The sequence below is a fragment of the uncultured Pigmentiphaga sp. genome, from assembly GCF_937950555.1.
GTDB lineage: Bacteria > Pseudomonadota > Gammaproteobacteria > Burkholderiales > Burkholderiaceae_B > Pigmentiphaga.
Map to the genome: position 1 here is coordinate 78,066 of NZ_CALFCW010000012.1, position 17,649 is coordinate 95,714.

Consider the following 17,649-nt stretch of genomic DNA (forward strand, 5'->3'; position numbering starts at 1 on the left):
GGCTAGCAGCCGATATCGTGAGGACTCCAAGGCCGAAGGACGAAAACAGCGTAGTCACGTAATCACAAATTCCTAAATGGCGGCCGCCTCGGCCTCAGTGCGGCGATCGTCCAGGATGCGGCCGTCTTCCATGGTCAGGACGCGGTCCGCGTGGCTGATCAGGCGAGGGTCGTGGCTGACGCACAAAACCGTGGCCCCGTGCCGGCGGGCGATGCGGTGCAGGATGTCGATGACTTTCATGCCGTTCTTGGCATCGAGCGCGCTAGTGGGTTCATCAGCGAAAAGCAACTCGGGTTCCTTGGCGAGCGCGCGCGCAATGGCGACGCGCTGCTGCTCGCCGCCCGACAGGCCTGCAGGGCGCAGCCCGGCCCGCCCTTCCATGCCCACCTCTTCGAGCGCCGACCAGGCCCGTTCCTTGGCGCGGTCCGCATTCAGGCCGATGTAGCGCAAAGGCAACATAACCTGTTCGAGGGCAGTGAGCGCCGGGAAAAGGTTGAACCCTTGGAAGACGAAGCCGGTATGCATGAGCCGGAATCGTTCGAGCTCTCGCGGCTGTAGCGAATCGAGGTCTTGTCCGAGAGCGCGAACCGTGCCGGAATCCGGGCGGAGCATGCCGCTCAGGATGGCCAGCAAGGTACTCTTGCCGCAGCCGGAAGGCCCGGAGATCAGGGTGAGCTCGCCGGGCATAATGCTAACTGACAAGTCGCGCAGGATCCGTTCTCGAACATTACCGGACAGAAAGGATTTGCTGAGAGACTCAGCAACGAGGCTCGGCGCGCTCCCCTGGGGGCGATGAGGGGCCCGGGGCTCGTTTGCCCGCATGGCAAGTCTCCACGGCTGATAAAACAAAACCCCGCACGCATCGGGGTTGTAACCAACCGTACGATAACCCAAGACGTGGGAGGACGGGAAGGCGGGCGCGGCGCCCGGGAGGAATTGTTGTACAGGCGCCGCGCGGTAGGCGGGGGTGTCTTGCCCCTCGCCTATTGGATAGATCAAGCCTCCAGGCGGTTGTCTTTCGTTTCGCGGATGAAGAGTGTTCCGACCACCAGGCTCATGAGCGCGATGACAATCGGGTACCACAGGCCGTTATAGATGTTGCCCGTGGCAGCCACGATGGCGAACGACGTGGTGGGCAGGAAACCACCGAACCAGCCGTTGCCGATGTGATAGGGCAGGCTCATCGAGGTATAGCGGATCCGGGTGGGGAACAGTTCCACCAGCATCGCCGCGATGGGGCCGTACACCATGGTCACCAGGATCACCAGCAGCGTGAGCAGTAGCACCAGCATGGGCTTGTTCATCTGGGCCGGGTCCGCCTTGGCCGGATAGCCGTGGTTGCGGATCTCCGCCGTCAGCCGCGCCCGGAGCTCATCGCTGCGGGCTTTCAATTCGGCGGCCGGCAGGCCGGCGCCCTCGAACGACTGGATCACCGTGTCGCCGATCTTCACGTGCGCCAGGGTTCCCGGCGGCGCGGCCTCGTTGCTGTAGTTCACCGCGTTGGAGGCGAGGAAGGACTTCAGCTGGTCGCAGGAGCTGACGAACTGGGCCGTCCCGACCGGGTTGAACTGGAAGGAGCAGGTCTTGGGATCAGCCACCACCACGACCGGCGACTTTTCCTGCGCGGCCTCCAGCGCCGGGTTGGCGTAGTGCGTAAGCGCCTTGAACAGCGGGAAGTAGGCGAGCGCCGCGATCAGGCAGCCGGCCATGATGATGGGCTTGCGGCCGATGCGGTCGGAGAGCGAGCCGAAGATCACGAAGAAGGGCGTGCCGATGAGCAGGGCGAGCGCGACCAGGATGTTGGCCGTGGAGCCGTCTACCTTCAGGGTTTGGGTCAGGAAGAAGAGGGAGTAGAACTGGCCGGTGTACCACACCACCGCTTGCCCGGCGGTCAGGCCGAACAGCGCCAGCAGCACGATCTTCAGGTTGCCCCAGCGGGCGAAAGACTCCGTCAGCGGCGCCTTGGACTGCTTGCCTTCGGCCTTCATGCGCTGGAAGGCCGGCGATTCGTTCAGCCGCAGCCGTATCCACACCGATATGCCCAGCAGGACGATGGACACCAGGAACGGGATGCGCCAGGCCCAGGCGGCGAAGGCTTCTTCCCCCGTGGCCGTGCGCACGCCTAGGATGACCAGCAAGGACAGGAACAGGCCCAGCGTCGCGGTGGTCTGGATCCAACTGGTATACGCTCCCCGTTTGCCGTGCGGTGCATGCTCGGCGACGTAGGTGGCCGCGCCGCCGTATTCGCCGCCCAGCGCCAAGCCCTGGGCGAGCCGCAGCACGATGAGGATGATGGGCGCAGCGATGCCTAGCGTGGCGTACGAAGGGAGAACGCCGACCAGGAAGGTCGAGAACCCCATGATCAGGATGGTGATGAGGAAGGTGTACTTGCGGCCGACCAGGTCACCCAGCCGCCCGAACACCAGCGCCCCGAAGGGCCGCACGGCGAACCCGGCGGCGAATGCGAGCAGTGCGAAGATGAAGGCTGCTGTTTCGTTGACCCCAGAAAAAAATTGCCGCGCAATGATGGCGGCAAGTGATCCATATAGATAGAAGTCATACCACTCGAATACCGTGCCGAGCGAAGAGGCAAAAATCACGCGTCGCTCTTCCTTGGTCATGGGGCGTGACGCCGGAACGGGCGCCCCGGTACTGCTGGCGGTGGAGCTCATGAATGGGTGTCTCCTCGGTGAGGTACTGCCTTGAGGGTGTTATTGCAGTTTGGCCCGGACGTCGAGGCCCGGACTCAAATTTCAGGGTAGAAATACTCACTGACGCGAAACTGACGGATTGCTGACGCTAGGCTGAATTTTCACCGAATGGTGAGGAATGTCTGTTTCCCCCAACGGGGAAGGGAAGCGCCGGCCCCTGCGGGATGTCTTCGCGGGCACAGGAGCGTGGCAACCGGCGCCGGGCGGCCAGCCAGGGCGCCCATGCCAGCACGCCGGCGGAGGGAAGGCCTTACGCCGTCATGGCATTTTCTGCCCGCCCACCGGAGTGGGGCGGAAACCGGACACTGATGCGCGTGCCGGGCATGCCCGGGGCCGTGCTGCGCGGGTTGTCCGAGATCGACAGCACAGCCCGGTGGCGTTGTGCGATTTCCCGCACGATGGCCAGGCCCAGCCCGCTGCCAGCGGCCTCCGAGCCGAGAATGCGGTAGAAGCGGTCGAAGACGAGCTCGCGCTCTTCGGCCGGAATGCCCGGGCCCGAGTCTTCGACCTCGAGCAGGGGGCCTTTTTCGTCGTCGGTCACGCGGACGGTCACGGCGCCGCTTGGCGCATAGCGCAGTGCGTTGTCAATGAGGTTGCTGATCATCTCGGCGAGCAGCAAGGCATTGCCCGAGACCTCGACCGGCGTCTCGGAACCTTCCAGCCCGAGGTCTATGCCCTTGGCCAGTGCTTCCTGCACCCGGTTTTGCGTCTGCTCGCTGGCGATCGCCTGGAGATCCACGCGGATCGAGGTGTCGAGCGGGCTGCCGGTATCCTCGGCGCGGGCGAGCGCGAGCAACTGGTTGACCAGCCGCGTGGCGCGTTCCGCGCCGGCGATGAGGTGGCGCAGGCTGGCCTGCATGTCCTCGGGACTATCATTGCGCAGCGCCAGCTCGGCCTGGGTGCGGATGCCGGCGAGCGGCGTCTTCATCTGGTGCGCGGCGTCGGCCACGAAGCGCTTTTGCGCCGCCACGTTGGCCGACAAGCGCTGCAGCAGCTCATTCATGGCCCGGACCAATGGGGCGATCTCCTGCGGCACTTCGCGCTCGTCGATGGGCGAAAGGTCGTCCGGGCGGCGCGCCCGCAGCCGTTCCTGCAGCTTGCCCAGGGGCGCGATGCCGCGCGAGAGCCCGAACCACACGAGCACCACGGCCAGGGGCAGCACGACGACCTGGGGCAGGATCACGCCCTTGATGATCTCGTTGGCCAGCTGCGAGCGCTTTTCCAGGGTTTCGGCCACTTGCACCAGCGCCGGCTGCGCGCCTGGCGACGTCGGTAGCGCCACCCATGTGTAGGCGACCCGCACCGCAAAGCCACGCATGACGTCATCCCGGTACTGCACGATCCCCGGCAGCGGATGCTCCAGGGAAGGCAGGGGCAATTCGCGGTCGCCGCCCAGGTATTCACCCTTGCTGCCCAGCACTAGGTAAAAAACGCTGTCGGTTTCGTCGGCGCGCAGCATCTCGCGGGCGGAATCCGGCAGTTGCAGGCGGGCCCGGCCATTGACGTCCTGGACCTGTTGGGCCAGCGCCAAGACGGTGTTGGCAAGGGCGCGATCGTAGGGCGCCACGGCGATCGACTGGGCCACGACGTAAGTGATGGCCACGCTGATCGGCCACAGCAGGAACAACGGCACCAGCATCCAATCCAGGATTTCGCCGAACAGCGACCGGGCCGGCCGTTCGAGAGCCGGGACGGGCGTCAGGCCCCTGCGGTCGTCGTCCATGCGCGGCGCGAGGGGTCAGCCGGCGCCGCGCTGGGCGGCAGGGTCGCGTTCCAGGCAATACCCCAGGCCGCGCACCGTCGCGATCTTCACGTCGCCCGGCTCCAGCTTCTTGCGCAGCCGGTGTACGTACACTTCGATGGCGTTGGTGCTGACTTCTTCGCCCCATTCGCAGAGGTGGTCCACCAACTGTTTCTTGCTGACCATGCGCCCGCTGCGCGCCAAGAGCACCTCGAGGAGGCTGACCTCGCGCGCCGACAACTCCACGACCTGGTCGTCGATGGAAACGACGCGCCCGACCTGGTCGAAGGACAGCCGCCCATGGCGCAGCACGGTCGGCCCGCCGCCCGCGCCGCGTCGCGTCAGGGCACGCACGCGCGCCTCGAGCTCTGAAAGCGCGAACGGCTTGGCCATGTAATCGTCGGCGCCCAGGTCCAGCCCCTTGACGCGCTGCTCGACGCTATCGGCTGCCGTGAGTATGAGCACTGGCAGGTGCGAGTTGCGGGCGCGCAGGCGGCGCAGCACTTCGATGCCCGAGAGGCGGGGCAGGCCGAGGTCCAGGATCAGCAGGTCGAACGGCTGCGCAGCGAGGGCGGAGTCCGCCTCCACGCCGTCGTGCACGGCATCGACCGCGTAGCCTCCCTGCCTCAGCGAGCGGGACAGGCCGTCGGCAAGGATGTTGTCGTCTTCGGCGATGAGGATGCGCATGGGAGGATTGTAGCGTCGGGCTTTGGCGTCGCGGCCCTCCCCATTTTCTCTCAGCCGGTGGGCGGAGTCACTAGCGCTATTCCACCTGGTACATGCCGGTGCGTCGCGTGGCGTCGACCCAGTACGCCATTTCCTTGTCGAGAAAACGGCCGAACTCGGCGGGCGTCATCGGCTTGACCGGCTCCAAGCCCAGCTGCGGCAGCTTGGCGGCGATCTCCGGAGACCGCAGCACGCTTTCGACGTCGGCGGCGATCTTGTCGATGATGTCGGTGGGCGTGGCCTTGGGAGCCAGCATGCCGTACCAGGCACGCCCGGGCAGCCCTTTCAGGCCTGCGGCGCTGGCGAGCGGTACTTCGGGCATGATGGTGGACGGTTCGTCGTTGCTCGTGATCGCGATGGCGCGGACTCTGCCGGCCTTGACCTGCGGCAGGGCGCTCGGCAAGGCGTCGATCATGAGCTTGATCGAGCCGCCGATCAGGTCGGTGAGCGCCGGTGCGCTGCCCTTGTAGGGGGCGTGAACGACGTCCACGCCGGCAAGCTGCTTGAAGATCTCCATGCTCAGGTGGCTGGTTGAGCCCGTGCCTGGCGAGCCGTAGCTGTATTCGCCCGGATGCGCTTTGAGATGGGTGATGACTTCCGGCAGCGTCGTGGCGGGGAATTGGGCGTTCACCACCATGAGCATGTCGGTGGCGGCGAGCAGCGTCACCGGCCGGAAATCCCGCCCGACGTCATAGGGCAGTTGCTTGTACAGGCTGGGATTGATGACGACGGGCGAATTGGACGTCACCAACAGCGTGTGGCCGTCGCCCGTGGCGCGCGCGACCTCCTGGAGGGCGATCGCGCCGTTGGCACCGGCCCGGTTCTCCACCACGACCGGCTGCCCCCATTTCTGCCCGAGTTTGTCGCCGATCGCGCGGGCGAGGACGTCAGAGCCCTGGCCGGGCGGAAACGGAACGATGACGCGTACCCGCTTGTCCGGAAACGCCCGGTCTGCGCCTTCGGCGGGAAGCCCGGCCAGGAACGCGAAGAGCCCAAGCGGCAGCAGCAGCTTCTTCATGATGATCTCCTCCTCGATGGTGCCCGAAAGGCTTTTCTTGTGGCGCTATTTTGTTATATTGTTATAACAAAGTAAAGAACCGCCTCTCATTCGGTGAGCATCCATGTCCGTGCTTCGAGGTTTCCGCATTCTTGCCGTGGAGCAGTATGGCGCGGCGCCGTTCGGCACCCAATTGCTGGCTTCGCTGGGGGCCGAGGTCATCAAGATCGAGCAGCCGGGCCAGGGAGACGTATCGCGGCAAGTCGGCCCGCATTTTTTGCCCGGCCTGCCGGCGAGCGCCCAAAGCCTGTTCTTCCAAAGCCTCAACCTGGGCAAAAAGAGCCTGACATTGAATCTTTCGCATCCAGAGGGGCGCGCGCTGTTCCGCCGGCTTGCCGCCACGTCGCACGGCGTGGTCAATAACCTGCGCGGCGACGTCCCTGCCAAGCTGGGACTGACCTACGACCAGCTCAAGGATGCCAATCCCGCCCTGGTCTGTACACACATCTCGGCCTACGGCCGGGAAGGGGCGCGCGCGACGTGGCCCGGCTACGACTATCTCGTGCAGGCGGAGGCCGGATATTTCGCGCTGACGGGGGAACCCGGCACGCCCCCGGCCCGCATGGGACTTTCGCTGGTCGACTACATGACGGGCGTGGTCATGGCCCTGGGGCTGGTGAGCGGCCTCCTGGACGCGGCGCGCACGGGACGGGGCGGCGACATCGACACCAGCCTGTATGACGTCGCGCTGCACAACCTGAACTATGTGGCGGCGTGGTACCTGAACATGGGCGTCGACACCGCGCGGCAAGCCCGCTCGGCCCACCCTTCGCTGACACCGTGCCAGCTTTACCCGACCCGCGACGGTTGGATTTATCTCATGTGCAACAAAGAGAAATTCTGGCGCGCGCTCTGCGCATGCATCGGGCGCAGGGAATGGGCGGACGATCCGCGTTTCGCCAACTTTGCCCGGCGCGCCGAGCACCGGGAGGTGCTGACGGCAATGCTGGACGAAGTGCTGAGGACGCGCACGACGGCGGATTGGATGGAAATTTTCGGTGGCGCGGTTCCTGCGGCGCCTGTGTTGTCGGTGGCTCAGGCCCTCGAGGCGCCGCTCGCGCGGGCGGGCGGCTGCATCCGAGACGTCGTGCTGGATGATGGCGGCCGGATGCGCGTGCTGGCCAGCCCGATCAAGACCTCGCGCGAAGCGGTCCCGCTCGCCGCGGCGCCGTCGATGGGAGCGGACACCGAGTCGTTGCTCCGCTCGATCGGCGTAGGGGAAGAGGAGCAAGGTAGACTTAGATCCCTCGGCGTACTCTGACGTGTCTCCCCATGTTCCAGCGCAGTGCGGGTTCGCAGTACAAGCTGCTGGCCCAGACCTTGATCAAGCGGATCCGCGATGGCGAGTATCCGGCCGGCAGCTTGCTGCCTACCGAAAACGAGCTCGGCAAACAGTTCAACGTGAGCCGCATCACGGTCCGGGGGGCGCTGCGCGAGCTGGAGGTACAGGGCCTGGTCAGCCGCCGGCCGGGCATAGGCACCAGGGTAGAGTCTACCCAGCCCACGGGCAGCTTCGTCCACGTCGGCAGTACGGTGGACGACATCTTGCGCTTTACCCGGGGTTTTCGCTTCCAGACCGTGGAGATCCGCGAAGTAGACGGAAGCGCGCCGTCGGCGCAAGCATTGAGGTTGCCGGCGGAGCAGCGCTTCATCCGGGTGACCGGCCTCAGGCAGAGCGATGGCGCGCCGCCCGTGGTGTACAGCGAGCACCATGTTCCCTCGCTGTATGCGGATGCGGTCGGGCAGCTCGAGGGGCATCGCGCGTCGATCGCGGAACTGCTGGCCGAAAGACGGGGCGACCTGGTCTGCGAGATCCGGCAGGAAATCGATGCCGTCCGGCTTACCAAGGCGCAGGCCAGGCTGCTCGAAACCCATCCTGGCACGCCCACGTTGCGTACCCGCACTTGGTATTACGGCGCGAAGAAAGACTTGATCGTGGCCTCGATCAGCCTCTTCCCGGAAGGCCGCCATCTGTTTACGACCACCATGCGGCGCGAAGCGACCGGCTGACGCGGTCGCGCCGGCCGCATCCGTACGGAGAGCCAGCGTGACCCACACCGTCGTTCCTTCGACCTTTCTCTTCTGTCCGGGCAATCGGCCCGATCGGTTCGACAAGGCGCTGCGCAGCGGCGCACCCGGCATCATCCTTGATCTCGAGGATGCCGTGCCTGCCGAGGAGAGGGAGGCTGCGCGCCATGCGGTCCTGGATTGGCTGGCAGGGCTTTCCATGCGGCGGCCGGGGACGCCGGCGATAGGCCTGCGGATATCGCCGCCGCAGTCCGAATCCGGCTTCGAAGATCTTTACGCGCTGCGGGTGGCAGGCATGCTGCCGGCGCTCGATTGGATCGTCGTGCCCAAGGCCGAGGAGGCGGCGCAGGTGAGGTCCGCTCATGCGCACCTCGCACGCCGCAATCCCGATGTGCGCGTGATGGCGCTGGTCGAATCCGTGCGGGGGGTGCGATGCGCCGAAGAGATCGCAATGGCCGGGCCTTTCGTGGCGGCCCTCGCGTTCGGGGCGGCCGACTTTTGCGCCGAGACAGGGATAGACGGCAGTTGGGAGGCGTTGGCCTACGTACGGGGGCGCCTGATTTTCGAAGCCGCGGCCGCGGGCGTGCCGGTGCTGGACGTGCCGCACCTGCTCATCGATGACGATGCCGGCCTGCGCCTCGACTGCAAGCGCGCAAGGGCGATGGGCTTCCACGGCAAGCTGGCGATCCATCCACGCCAGTGCCCCATCATCATGGAAGCTTTCCTTCCCAACCCCCAGCAGGTGGAGTGGGCACGCCGCGTCGTTGCGGGATACGAGGCTGCGAGAGGGAGGGCCTGCGTCGTGGATGCCGTCATGGTGGACGAACCGGTGTACCGGCGCGCTTGCCGCATCTTGCAGCGGGCCGCCGCCTGACGGAGTTCCTTGGGGGAGATTGCCATGCATACCGCCTACTATCGATTGGGAGACGGCATCTACGCCGAACGTTTTGGCCTCGGGTTCGAGCACCTGGCTCCCGGGCAGCGCTATATCCACCGCCCCGGGATGACCTTTTCGCAGCAGGACAACGTGGAGGAGGCGCTGGACTCGGTCAATTCGGCGATGGTGCATTACGATGAGCACTATGCGGCGCAGACCGAATGGCGCCGGCCGCTGATGGTCAGCACGCTGACCCTGCAGCGGCTGATCGGCATGACGGCGAAAACCTTCGGCCGGAGGCGGCGCATTGCGTCGATGTCCAGCATTGCGCTGACGCGTCCCGTGTTCGGCGGCGACACGCTCTACGCCGAAACCGAGGTACTCGCCGCCGAGCCCGTCGATGCGGAGTCGGGGCGGGCCAGCCTGTTGACGCGCGGCTTCAACCAGCGGGGCGAACAGGTGGCGGAGCTGCGCTATGTCGTCGAGCTGTGGCGCAGCACAACAGGCCCGGACAGGGTACCGGATGCGCGGCCGGCGACGGAGGAGCGTTTCCTGTCGCACGTGCAGCGCGACGACGGAGCCTGGGTCGAGCAGACGGGGCTGTTTTTCGAAGACCTGAGGCGCGGGGAAACCATCATCCATGCTCCCCGCAAGACCTTGCTGGCCGAGGAAGCCACGCTGCATGCCTTGCGGTCGATGGAGTGGCAGCCCCAGAGCCACGATTACGCGTTCGCGCACGCGATCGGCTTGCCTGCGCCCGTCGTTCCCCAGACGTGGGGAGTCGCCGTGGCGGTGGCGCTTTCCACCCGCACCTTTGGCCGCGTGTCCGTGAACCTGGGCTGGACCGACGTGGAGTTCGGCGTCGACCTCATGCCGGGCGACACCCTCGAGGCGCGGTCCACGGTGGAAGGGGCGCGGCCTTCCGGCTCGCGTCCCGACCGAGGCGTGGTGACGGTGCTGACCGAGGCGAGGAACCAGCGCGGCGAAATGGTCAATCGCTTCCGCCGCGCCTTGATGGTTTACCGGCGCGCGGCTGCCGTGTACTCGCAGGCGGGTTATTGAGGGGCGCGGGACATCCGGAACCGTTGTTAATTGGCCTTGGGCCTTGCGATGTCATACTGTTTTTTTATACAGTATCTGGCAGTGCCATAATTCGCCCATCAACCCAAGGATCCCAGAATGGACGACACCAAAGCTTCCAAGGCGGCTGCCGCAGCCCAGAACGAAAAAACCAAGGCGCTGGCCGCCGCCCTTTCCCAGATCGAAAAGCAGTTCGGCAAGGGCTCGGTCATGCGCTATGGCGACAACGAGGTCGAGCACGATATCCAGGTCGTCTCCACGGGGTCGCTCGGGCTCGACATCGCGCTGGGCGTGGGCGGCTTGCCCCGCGGCCGCGTCATCGAGATCTATGGTCCGGAATCGTCCGGGAAAACCACGCTCACCCTGCAGGTCATCGCCGAGATGCAGAAACTGGGCGGGGCCTGCGCCTTCATCGACGCCGAGCATGCCCTCGACGTCCAATACGCCGCCAAGCTGGGCGTGAACCTCACCGATCTGCTCATTTCGCAGCCAGACACCGGCGAGCAGGCCCTCGAGATCACCGACGCCCTGGTGCGTTCCGGCGCGGTAGACCTCATCGTCATCGACTCGGTGGCGGCGCTGGTGCCGAAGGCGGAAATCGAAGGCGAGATGGGCGATTCCCTGCCCGGCCTGCAGGCGCGCCTGATGAGCCAGGCGCTGCGCAAGCTCACTGCCTCCATCAAGCGCACCAACTGCATGGTGATCTTCATCAACCAGATCCGCATGAAGATCGGCGTCATGTTCGGCAACCCCGAAACCACCACGGGCGGCAATGCGCTGAAGTTCTACGCCTCGGTCCGGCTCGACATCCGGCGCACCGGCTCCATCAAGAAGGGCGACGAGGTCATCGGCAACGAAACCCGGGTCAAGGTCGTCAAGAACAAGGTGGCGCCACCGTTCAAGAGCGCGGATTTCGACATCATGTACGGCGAAGGCATCTCGCGCGAAGGCGAGATCCTAGACCTCGGGGTGCAAGCCGGCATCGTCGAGAAGTCCGGCTCGTGGTTCAGCTATAACGGCGAGCGGATCGGCCAGGGCAAGGACAACGCCCGCGAATTCCTGAAGGAACATGCGGAAATGGCGCTCGAGATCGAAAACCGCGTCCGCGAGCGCCTGGGCGTTGCGGCGCGCGTCGCCGGTAACGTTGCCGAAGAGCTTGGAGACGAATGACGGCCGCAAGCCTGCTTCCGGGCTTTCGTTGAAGGCCCGGGCGGTAGGCTATTTGTCCCGGCGCGAGCATAGCCGCGTGGAACTCGAGCGCAAGCTCGCCCGCTTCGGCGAGGAAAGCGAGGTCCGCGCGGTACTCGACAGCCTGGAGAAGGAAGGTTGGCTGTCCACGGAGCGCTACGCGCAAAGCGTAGTGCACAGGCTTGCCGCCAAGCAGGGTACCTTGCGCATCGTGCGCGAGCTGCGCCAGCATGGTGTCAGCGATGCGCAGATTTCCGAATTGCGCAACGAACTTCAATCCACCGAGCTTGCCCGCGCCCGCGAGGTGTGGCGCAAGCGCTTCGGCCAGTTGCCCACCGATGCGGGGCAGCGGGCGAAGCAGGTACGCTTCCTGATGTCCCGCGGCTTCGGATTAGCCACTATCCGGCAGGTGCTGCGCGGCGTAGACTTGGACGATCTCGTCGAGGACTGACCGCGCCTCGCGCAGGAATCATGCGCAGCGCCATCGGCGCCTCGTCCCGTTTCCACGCCGTCGCGAGACACTCATGCGAGCTTTGTCCGTCATCCTGGCCTTGGGCGTTCTCCTATCAGCCTGCGCGCCTTCCCATCCTAAGCCCGGCGACGTGATCGCCGTAGAGGGACGCGTCACGCTCAAGGGAAACGAGCCGTTTGCGGTCGCCGTATTGGAAACCGAACAGGGACACTGGGACCTGCTCGGTTTGACCCGGTCGCAGATCTTGGAAGTGCAATCGCGCACGGTGGCCGTAATCGGTACGGTCGTGCGCGCTCCGGGCGACGGGAGCCCCGCGCAATTGCAGGTGAACACCATACGTTGAGCCGTGCCATCGTCGGCTGGCCTGCTGGTAGACATGGTATGTTGCGGCCAAACATCTTTTGGCGGGGGCATGATGAATCGCTACACCATGGTTGTGTCCCGGCTGCTGGCCGGGCTTGCGTTGGCAGTACTGGCGTCGTGCGGCGGCGGGGGGGATGGCGGAAGTGGCGGCTCGATCCCGGGGGCGCTATCCGTTGCGTGCAGCGGCGCACAATGCGGAGCTGCCGATGCCCAGACGTATCGCGGCAGCGGAGTGGGTGTCTGGCGTTACGACAATAGTGCGTCCGGTGCCACCGCTTCGGTGCCTATCGCGTTGGGCGGCGTAAGCGGCCGTACAGTCACGCTGGTCTTTACCAATGTGTCGGACAACGACGTCACCATGCCTGCGATCAGTGCGTCGGTGGTGGAGCCCCCCTCGTCGGCTACCCAGCAGAAGCCGGGCGATGTCATGCGCATGCCTGGCGTCAACGTGATTCCCCCGCACATTCGCGATTACCAACCACCCATCGAGCGGGCCAGCCAGGCCCCGAGGCAGGATAGGGTCGTGGCGGCCGTCAGCGCCGCAGCGGAAGGCGACACGCGAGAATGGCTGGATGCCGACGGCAGGTCTTTCCTGGCCACGCTTGCGCGGCGGTGGGCGGCCACGGACGGCCGCATGCTCAACATTTGGGTCCAGGACGGCGAGCGGGGCGATGCGAAGATCAGCGATGCCCTGCTCGACTCGATGCAGGCCAAGTTCTCCTCGAACCAGAACTCCATCTATCCCATCGTGACCGATCTCGTCGGGGCCCCCTGGGGGGAGACCGTGGGCGGTGGCTTCATCGGCCCGGACCAGGATCTGCACATCGTGCTGGCCAACCTGACGCCGGATCGTGCTCCTTGGGGCCTGGTGGGCTATTTTTTCAGCGCCAACGCCTTCCTCAAGACTTACGAGCCGCTCAGCAACGAAGCCGTCGCGCTATTCCTGGATACCGAAACCCTGTACCTCGGGGGCGCGCTTGGCAGGAACACGGGCTACACCACCTTGGCCCATGAAATGACGCACATGGTCAACTTCTACCAGCGCGCGGCGCGCATCGGCGCACGCCCGGACTATCGTTTCGCCGTGTGGCTGGAAGAAACCTCGGCGCTCATGATGGAAGACCTGCTCGCGGAGCGGGTGATCCCCGGCTTCAATCCCCTGCGCGACAGCGATTTCGCGAACTGGCTACGCCAAAGCCAGAATTGCGACTACATCCGGGCATGGGAGCCGAGCCCGGGCGCGAGTTGCTTCTCCTACCCCATCGCCGCCAATTTCGGAGGATATTTGCTACGGCATTACGGCATCGGGTTTTATCGCGACCTGGTCCGCAGCACCTCTTCGACCGATTCTTTCACGTTGCTGGACCAAGCGATCAAGCGAGCGGGCGGAGCAGGGGTGCGCGCGGCCTTGCGCGATTGGGGGGCAGCGCTCGCCCTGTTGCCGGCCACGTCGCCGAGCGGCTTCGGTTACCCGCGCCGCGAGGAGGATGGGTACGTGCTACCTGCCGTCAATGGTCCTGACTATGCATCGTCGCGCAACCTGCCGGCGCGTGCGCCATCCGTCCTCAAGGCCTCGGGGCATTTCCCCGTCGTGCGGCGGCCTTCGGGCGCGACCTATTCCGAAACGGTTGCGGTGCCGCCTCGATCGGCCCTGACGGTGGTCGTGCAGTAAGTCGCGTGCCCCGGTCAGGGCCGACCCCAGGCCGGGCGTAGGGGGCTAGGAGGCTGCCCATTCAACGCCCGGCCCGCGGTGCCCGTATCCCGGCCAGCGTCTTGAACGTCACCTCGCGCGCAATGTCCAGGAAATTCTGGATGTAAGGCGTCTCCTGGTCTTCCACCCGCACGCCGGCATAAAGCGTGCGCCATATGCCATCCGGGCCCAGCCGGCAAGCTTGTAGCAGCCCTTGGTCCAGATACTCCGTCAAGGCCCAGTTCGGCAGGGCGGCGACCCCGCGCCCGCTCGCAACGAGCTGGACGATCATGGGCGTGAGCTCCGTCGTCCGCACTTCAGCGGGTTCCATGTCGGCCGGGTCGAGGAAGGCGGTGAAGACGTCGAGCCGGTCTCGCTCCACCGGGTAGGTAATCAGCGTTTGGTCCTGGAGGTGCGCCGGTTCAATGTATTTGTACATCGCCAGGGGGCTGTGGCGCGCGACGGCCAGCACCAGTTCGTAGCGGAACAGCGGGAAGTAATGCACCGCCTCGAGCTTGACCGGGTCCGACGTGATGACGAGGTCCAGGTCGCCCCGGACCAGCGCAGGCAGGGGGGCGAAGGAGAAGGCCGCGGACAGGTCTAGCACGACTTCCGGCCATTGTTCGCGGAAGACGTCCAGCGCCGGCATCAGCCACTGGAAGCAGGAGTGGCACTCAATGGCAAGGTGCAGGCGCCCGGTGCGGCCGGCGGCGAGCTTTCTGAGTTCCCGCTCGGCCGCGCGCATCCTTGGCAGGACGTCGTCGGCCAGCGCCAAGACGCGCAAGCCGGCGGTAGTGAAGCGTAGCGGCCGGGTGCGGCGGTTGAGCAGTTGCGTGCCCAGCCGCTCTTCCAGTTCGCGCAGCTGGTGAGAGAGTGCGGACTGGGTGACGTGCAGGCGTTCAGAGGCCTCGACGAGGCTGCCGCCGTCGCGTATCGCGACGAGGGTTTCCAGGTGACGGATCTCGAGCATGGCGGCAAACTTGAACTAAATTCATATTATATATGTAGAACTTGATTTTGATTCACGGCATGGCGCCCGCAGAATGTCTGCCTCTTCTTTTTCGGCATAGGGGATCGAGACATCATGGCGACCTTGCACAATCTCGGCTTTCCGCGCATAGGCGCGCGACGCGAGCTCAAGCGCGCGCTGGAAAGCTATTGGGCCGGCCTTATTTCGGCCGACGAGCTCGAGCGCGTGGGCCGCGAGCTGCGTGCCCGCCATTGGGCAGTCCAGGCGCAGGCTGGCATGGATTGGGTGCCCGTGGGCGATTTCGCGTGGTACGACCACGTGCTGGAATGGTCGGCGACCTTGGGGGCGGTGCCTGCGCGCTTTGGCCAGCCAGGGGACGAGCCCGTGGCGCTGGACACCGTGTTTCGCATGGCCCGCGGCCGCGCCCCGGCCGGGGCGCCGGCGGCGGCCTGCGAGATGACCAAGTGGTTCGACACGAATTACCACTACCTTGTGCCGGAACTGCACCCTGGCCAGCGGTTTCGGGTGGCGCGCACGGCGTTGTTCGACCAAGTGCGCGAAGCCCACGCGCTCGGCCATGCCGTCAAGCCAGTCATCCCGGGGCCGTTGACCTGGCTATGGCTGGGCAAGGGAGAGGCCTACGCCGGGGCAGGCGATGCCGCGAAGCTGGCGCTGCTACCCGCGCTGTTGCCTGTCTATGAAGAGGTGCTCGGACGCCTGGCGGCCGAGGGCGTGCAATGGGTGCAAATCGACGAACCCATACTCGTGCTGGACCTTCCTGCGAGCTGGCGCAACGCGTTCGCGGGAGTGTACGGGCGCCTGGCGCGCATGTCGGCGCCCATCCTCCTTGCGACCTACTTCGGAGGGCTGGGGGACAATCTGCCTGCCGCCCTGGATTTGCCCGTGGCCGGGCTGCACGTTGATCTCGTGCGGGCACCCGAGCAGCTGGAGGCGGTCGCGGCCGGCTTGCGGCCCGGCCAGGTGCTGTCGGCCGGAGTCATAGACGGCCGCAACGTCTGGCGGGCGGACCTGGATGCATGGCTCGCACGCCTGTCGCCGGTCGCGACATCCCTGGGCGAACGCTTGTGGTTGGCGCCTTCCTGCTCCCTGCTACACGTGCCGGTGGACCTCGACGAGGAGGACGCGCTCGACGACGAGCTAAAAGGCTGGCTCAGCTTTGCCCACCAGAAACTCGACGAGTTGGCGCTGCTGCGCAAGGCCTTGGGCCCGGGGGGCGCCGCCGAATCGCCGGTCGCCGAAGCGCTGGCGAGGCAGCGCCGCGCCCTTGAGGCGCGCGCCCGTTCGCGCCGCATTCACGACCCGCGAGTTTGGGAGGCCGTGGCGGCGTCCCGCGAGCTGAGCCTCCGGCGCCCACCTTTCGGAGAGAGGATTGCGTTGCAGCGGGCGCGGCTGCGCTTGCCCAGCTTTCCCACCACCACGATCGGCTCTTTTCCCCAGACGCCGGAGATCCGGGGCCTGCGGCGCGCTTGGCGCGACGGTTCGCTCAGCGACGCCGCGTACGAGAAGGCGCTGCGGCAGGCCATCGCGGACTGCATCGCCTTCCAGGAGCGCATCGGGCTGGACGTCCTGGTGCATGGCGAGTTCGAGCGCAATGACATGGTGGAGTACTTCGGCGAACTGATGGCCGGCTTCGCCTTTACCCGGAACGGATGGGTACAGAGCTATGGGTCGCGCTGCGTGAAGCCCCCTATTCTCTACGGAGACGTCTCGCGCCCGGCGCCGATGACCGTCGGCTGGACCACGTATGCGCAGTCGCTCACCGACAAGCCGGTCAAGGCGATGCTCACGGGACCCGTCACCCTGTTGCAGTGGTCTTTCGTGCGCGACGACCAGCCGCGCAGCGAGACTTGCCGCCAGCTGGCGCTGGCGCTGCGCGAAGAGGTGCTGGATCTGGAGGCAGCCGGCATTCGGATCATCCAGATCGACGAACCCGCATTCCGCGAAGGGCTACCCCTGCGTCGTTCGCAATGGCCAGGGTACCTGCGGTGGGCGGTAGACTGCTTCCGGCTCGCCGCCGCGGGCGTCCGGGACGATACGCAGATTCACACGCACATGTGTTATTCGGAGTTCAATGACATCATCGAAGCCATTGCCGAGATGGATGCGGATGTGATCACGATCGAAACCTCGCGCTCGAACATGGAGCTGCTTGCGGCCTTCGAGGATTACCGCTATCCCAACGACATCGGCCCTGGGGTCTATGACATCCATTCCCCGAACGTGCCGGACGTCGAATGGATGGTCGGGCTCATGCGCAAGGCCCGGGCGCGGTTGCCCCCGGAGCGTCTGTGGGTGAATCCGGACTGCGGCTTGAAGACGCGGGGCTGGCCCGAGACCGAGGCTGCGCTCAGCAAAATGGTGGAGGCGGCACATCGGCTGCGCGGCGAGGCGGCGTAAGGCCGCTGCCGGCAGCGCAAAAACGCGATACAACCTGGACCGCAGGTTCCGGGCAACCCCGGGAGCGGCCGGCATGGCCGCCTGGGTTATACTCTCCGGGTTTTATCGCCTGCCCATTGCTTCCACGCTGCGCCCGTTTGCCAGCGCCTGATGCAATCGGGCGTCCTTTAGCGCATGTCCGTAACCGCAGACCGCCTCGCTATGCGAACGCCCACGGCCTCGCTCGTCCCGAGCGCGGGTGCGTGGGCATTTGTCCATCCGGCCGTGGCCACGAAGGCGCTATCTCCATCCGTAGCCAGGCGCATGACTCCTCATGGCGCTGGTCATC

Annotated in this window: 15 protein-coding genes; 9 read left to right on the top strand and 6 right to left on the bottom strand. The window is 65.8% G+C overall.

All coding sequences use genetic code 11. The features are described 5' to 3' along the window. Nucleotides 1-72: 72 nt before the first annotated feature. The 5 genes from Q0319_RS01900 to Q0319_RS01920 form a co-directional block, all read right to left on the bottom strand. Nucleotides 73-822 carry an ABC transporter ATP-binding protein gene (locus Q0319_RS01900; RefSeq protein ID WP_363322227.1) on the bottom strand — a complete coding sequence of 250 codons (750 nt, stop codon included), beginning with the start codon at nt 820-822 and terminating at the stop codon, nt 73-75. A 173-nt stretch (nt 823-995) separates the two neighbouring features. After that, the gene (locus tag Q0319_RS01905; protein WP_296462914.1) at nt 996-2,621 is read right to left on the bottom strand and encodes an MFS transporter; all 1,626 of its coding nucleotides are present in this window, start codon (nt 2,619-2,621) and stop codon (nt 996-998) included. Between the two features lie 340 nt (nt 2,622-2,961). Next, on the bottom strand, nt 2,962-4,434 hold the full coding sequence (locus tag Q0319_RS01910) for a sensor histidine kinase (protein WP_299450537.1): 1,473 nt from the start codon (nt 4,432-4,434) through the stop codon (nt 2,962-2,964). A 15-nt stretch (nt 4,435-4,449) separates the two neighbouring features. Next, entirely contained in the window at nt 4,450-5,139 is a 690-nt protein-coding gene (locus Q0319_RS01915; RefSeq protein ID WP_296462797.1) for a response regulator transcription factor, read from the bottom strand. A 76-nt stretch (nt 5,140-5,215) separates the two neighbouring features. Continuing rightward, nucleotides 5,216-6,196 carry a tripartite tricarboxylate transporter substrate binding protein gene (locus tag Q0319_RS01920; RefSeq protein WP_299450540.1) on the bottom strand — a complete coding sequence of 327 codons (981 nt, stop codon included), beginning with the start codon at nt 6,194-6,196 and terminating at the stop codon, nt 5,216-5,218. A 103-nt stretch (nt 6,197-6,299) separates the two neighbouring features. Between Q0319_RS01920 and Q0319_RS01925 the strand changes: the two genes are divergently transcribed. The 8 genes from Q0319_RS01925 to Q0319_RS01960 all read left to right on the top strand — a co-directional run bounded on the left by Q0319_RS01925 (nt 6,300) and on the right by Q0319_RS01960 (nt 13,915). After that, entirely contained in the window at nt 6,300-7,496 is a 1,197-nt protein-coding gene (locus Q0319_RS01925; RefSeq protein WP_299450542.1) for a CoA transferase, read from the top strand. An 11-nt stretch (nt 7,497-7,507) separates the two neighbouring features. Beyond that, the gene (locus tag Q0319_RS01930) at nt 7,508-8,245 is read left to right on the top strand and encodes a GntR family transcriptional regulator (RefSeq protein WP_299450544.1); all 738 of its coding nucleotides are present in this window, start codon (nt 7,508-7,510) and stop codon (nt 8,243-8,245) included. A 37-nt stretch (nt 8,246-8,282) separates the two neighbouring features. Continuing rightward, nucleotides 8,283-9,137, top strand: a complete 855-nt coding sequence (locus Q0319_RS01935; protein WP_299450546.1) for a CoA ester lyase — start codon at nt 8,283-8,285, stop codon at nt 9,135-9,137. 24 nt (nt 9,138-9,161) lie between these two features. Continuing rightward, nucleotides 9,162-10,202: a MaoC/PaaZ C-terminal domain-containing protein gene (locus Q0319_RS01940; protein WP_299450548.1), complete on the top strand. Its 1,041-nt coding sequence runs from the start codon at nt 9,162-9,164 to the stop codon at nt 10,200-10,202. Between the two features lie 117 nt (nt 10,203-10,319). Further along, a complete protein-coding gene (recA, locus tag Q0319_RS01945; RefSeq protein WP_296471337.1) occupies nt 10,320-11,390 on the top strand; it encodes a recombinase RecA in 1,071 nt (356 codons plus the stop codon). After that, nucleotides 11,377-11,859 carry a recombination regulator RecX gene (recX, locus tag Q0319_RS01950; RefSeq protein WP_296471340.1) on the top strand — a complete coding sequence of 161 codons (483 nt, stop codon included), beginning with the start codon at nt 11,377-11,379 and terminating at the stop codon, nt 11,857-11,859. The genes recA and recX overlap by 14 nt, the downstream gene beginning before the upstream one ends. 73 nt (nt 11,860-11,932) lie before the next feature. After that, a complete protein-coding gene (locus Q0319_RS01955; RefSeq protein ID WP_299450552.1) occupies nt 11,933-12,223 on the top strand; it encodes a hypothetical protein in 291 nt (96 codons plus the stop codon). A gap of 69 nt (nt 12,224-12,292) precedes the next feature. Further along, the gene (locus tag Q0319_RS01960) at nt 12,293-13,915 is read left to right on the top strand and encodes a hemagglutinin (protein ID WP_299450554.1); all 1,623 of its coding nucleotides are present in this window, start codon (nt 12,293-12,295) and stop codon (nt 13,913-13,915) included. Nucleotides 13,916-13,976: 61 nt separating this feature from the next. Here Q0319_RS01960 and Q0319_RS01965 read toward each other — a convergent pair whose 3' ends face one another. Further along, a complete protein-coding gene (locus Q0319_RS01965; RefSeq protein ID WP_299450556.1) occupies nt 13,977-14,903 on the bottom strand; it encodes a LysR family transcriptional regulator in 927 nt (308 codons plus the stop codon). Nucleotides 14,904-15,017: 114 nt separating this feature from the next. Here Q0319_RS01965 and metE point away from each other — a divergent pair, with 114 nt between their 5' ends. Beyond that, complete coding sequence (gene metE / locus Q0319_RS01970) at nt 15,018-17,321, top strand: 5-methyltetrahydropteroyltriglutamate--homocysteine S-methyltransferase (RefSeq protein WP_299450558.1); 2,304 nt, start codon at nt 15,018-15,020, stop codon at nt 17,319-17,321. Nucleotides 17,322-17,649: the final 328 nt, after the last annotated feature.

What these genes read in the sequence shown, in the direction of transcription:
- Q0319_RS01900 (WP_363322227.1), bottom strand. Translation starts at nt 822, where the DNA reads ATGCGGGCAAACGAGCCCCGGGCCCCTCATCGCCCCCAGGGGAGCGCG.
- Q0319_RS01910 (WP_299450537.1), bottom strand. Translation starts at nt 4,434, where the DNA reads ATGGACGACGACCGCAGGGGCCTGACGCCCGTCCCGGCTCTCGAACGG.
- Q0319_RS01955 (WP_299450552.1), top strand. Translation starts at nt 11,933, where the DNA reads ATGCGAGCTTTGTCCGTCATCCTGGCCTTGGGCGTTCTCCTATCAGCC.
- Q0319_RS01940 (WP_299450548.1), top strand. Translation starts at nt 9,162, where the DNA reads ATGCATACCGCCTACTATCGATTGGGAGACGGCATCTACGCCGAACGT.
- Q0319_RS01925 (WP_299450542.1), top strand. Translation starts at nt 6,300, where the DNA reads ATGTCCGTGCTTCGAGGTTTCCGCATTCTTGCCGTGGAGCAGTATGGC.
- Q0319_RS01960 (WP_299450554.1), top strand. Translation starts at nt 12,293, where the DNA reads ATGATGAATCGCTACACCATGGTTGTGTCCCGGCTGCTGGCCGGGCTT.
- recA (WP_296471337.1), top strand. Translation starts at nt 10,320, where the DNA reads ATGGACGACACCAAAGCTTCCAAGGCGGCTGCCGCAGCCCAGAACGAA.
- Q0319_RS01965 (WP_299450556.1), bottom strand. Translation starts at nt 14,903, where the DNA reads ATGCTCGAGATCCGTCACCTGGAAACCCTCGTCGCGATACGCGACGGC.
- Q0319_RS01915 (WP_296462797.1), bottom strand. Translation starts at nt 5,139, where the DNA reads ATGCGCATCCTCATCGCCGAAGACGACAACATCCTTGCCGACGGCCTG.
- Q0319_RS01930 (WP_299450544.1), top strand. Translation starts at nt 7,508, where the DNA reads ATGTTCCAGCGCAGTGCGGGTTCGCAGTACAAGCTGCTGGCCCAGACC.
- metE (WP_299450558.1), top strand. Translation starts at nt 15,018, where the DNA reads ATGGCGACCTTGCACAATCTCGGCTTTCCGCGCATAGGCGCGCGACGC.
- Q0319_RS01920 (WP_299450540.1), bottom strand. Translation starts at nt 6,196, where the DNA reads ATGAAGAAGCTGCTGCTGCCGCTTGGGCTCTTCGCGTTCCTGGCCGGG.
- Q0319_RS01905 (WP_296462914.1), bottom strand. Translation starts at nt 2,621, where the DNA reads ATGACCAAGGAAGAGCGACGCGTGATTTTTGCCTCTTCGCTCGGCACG.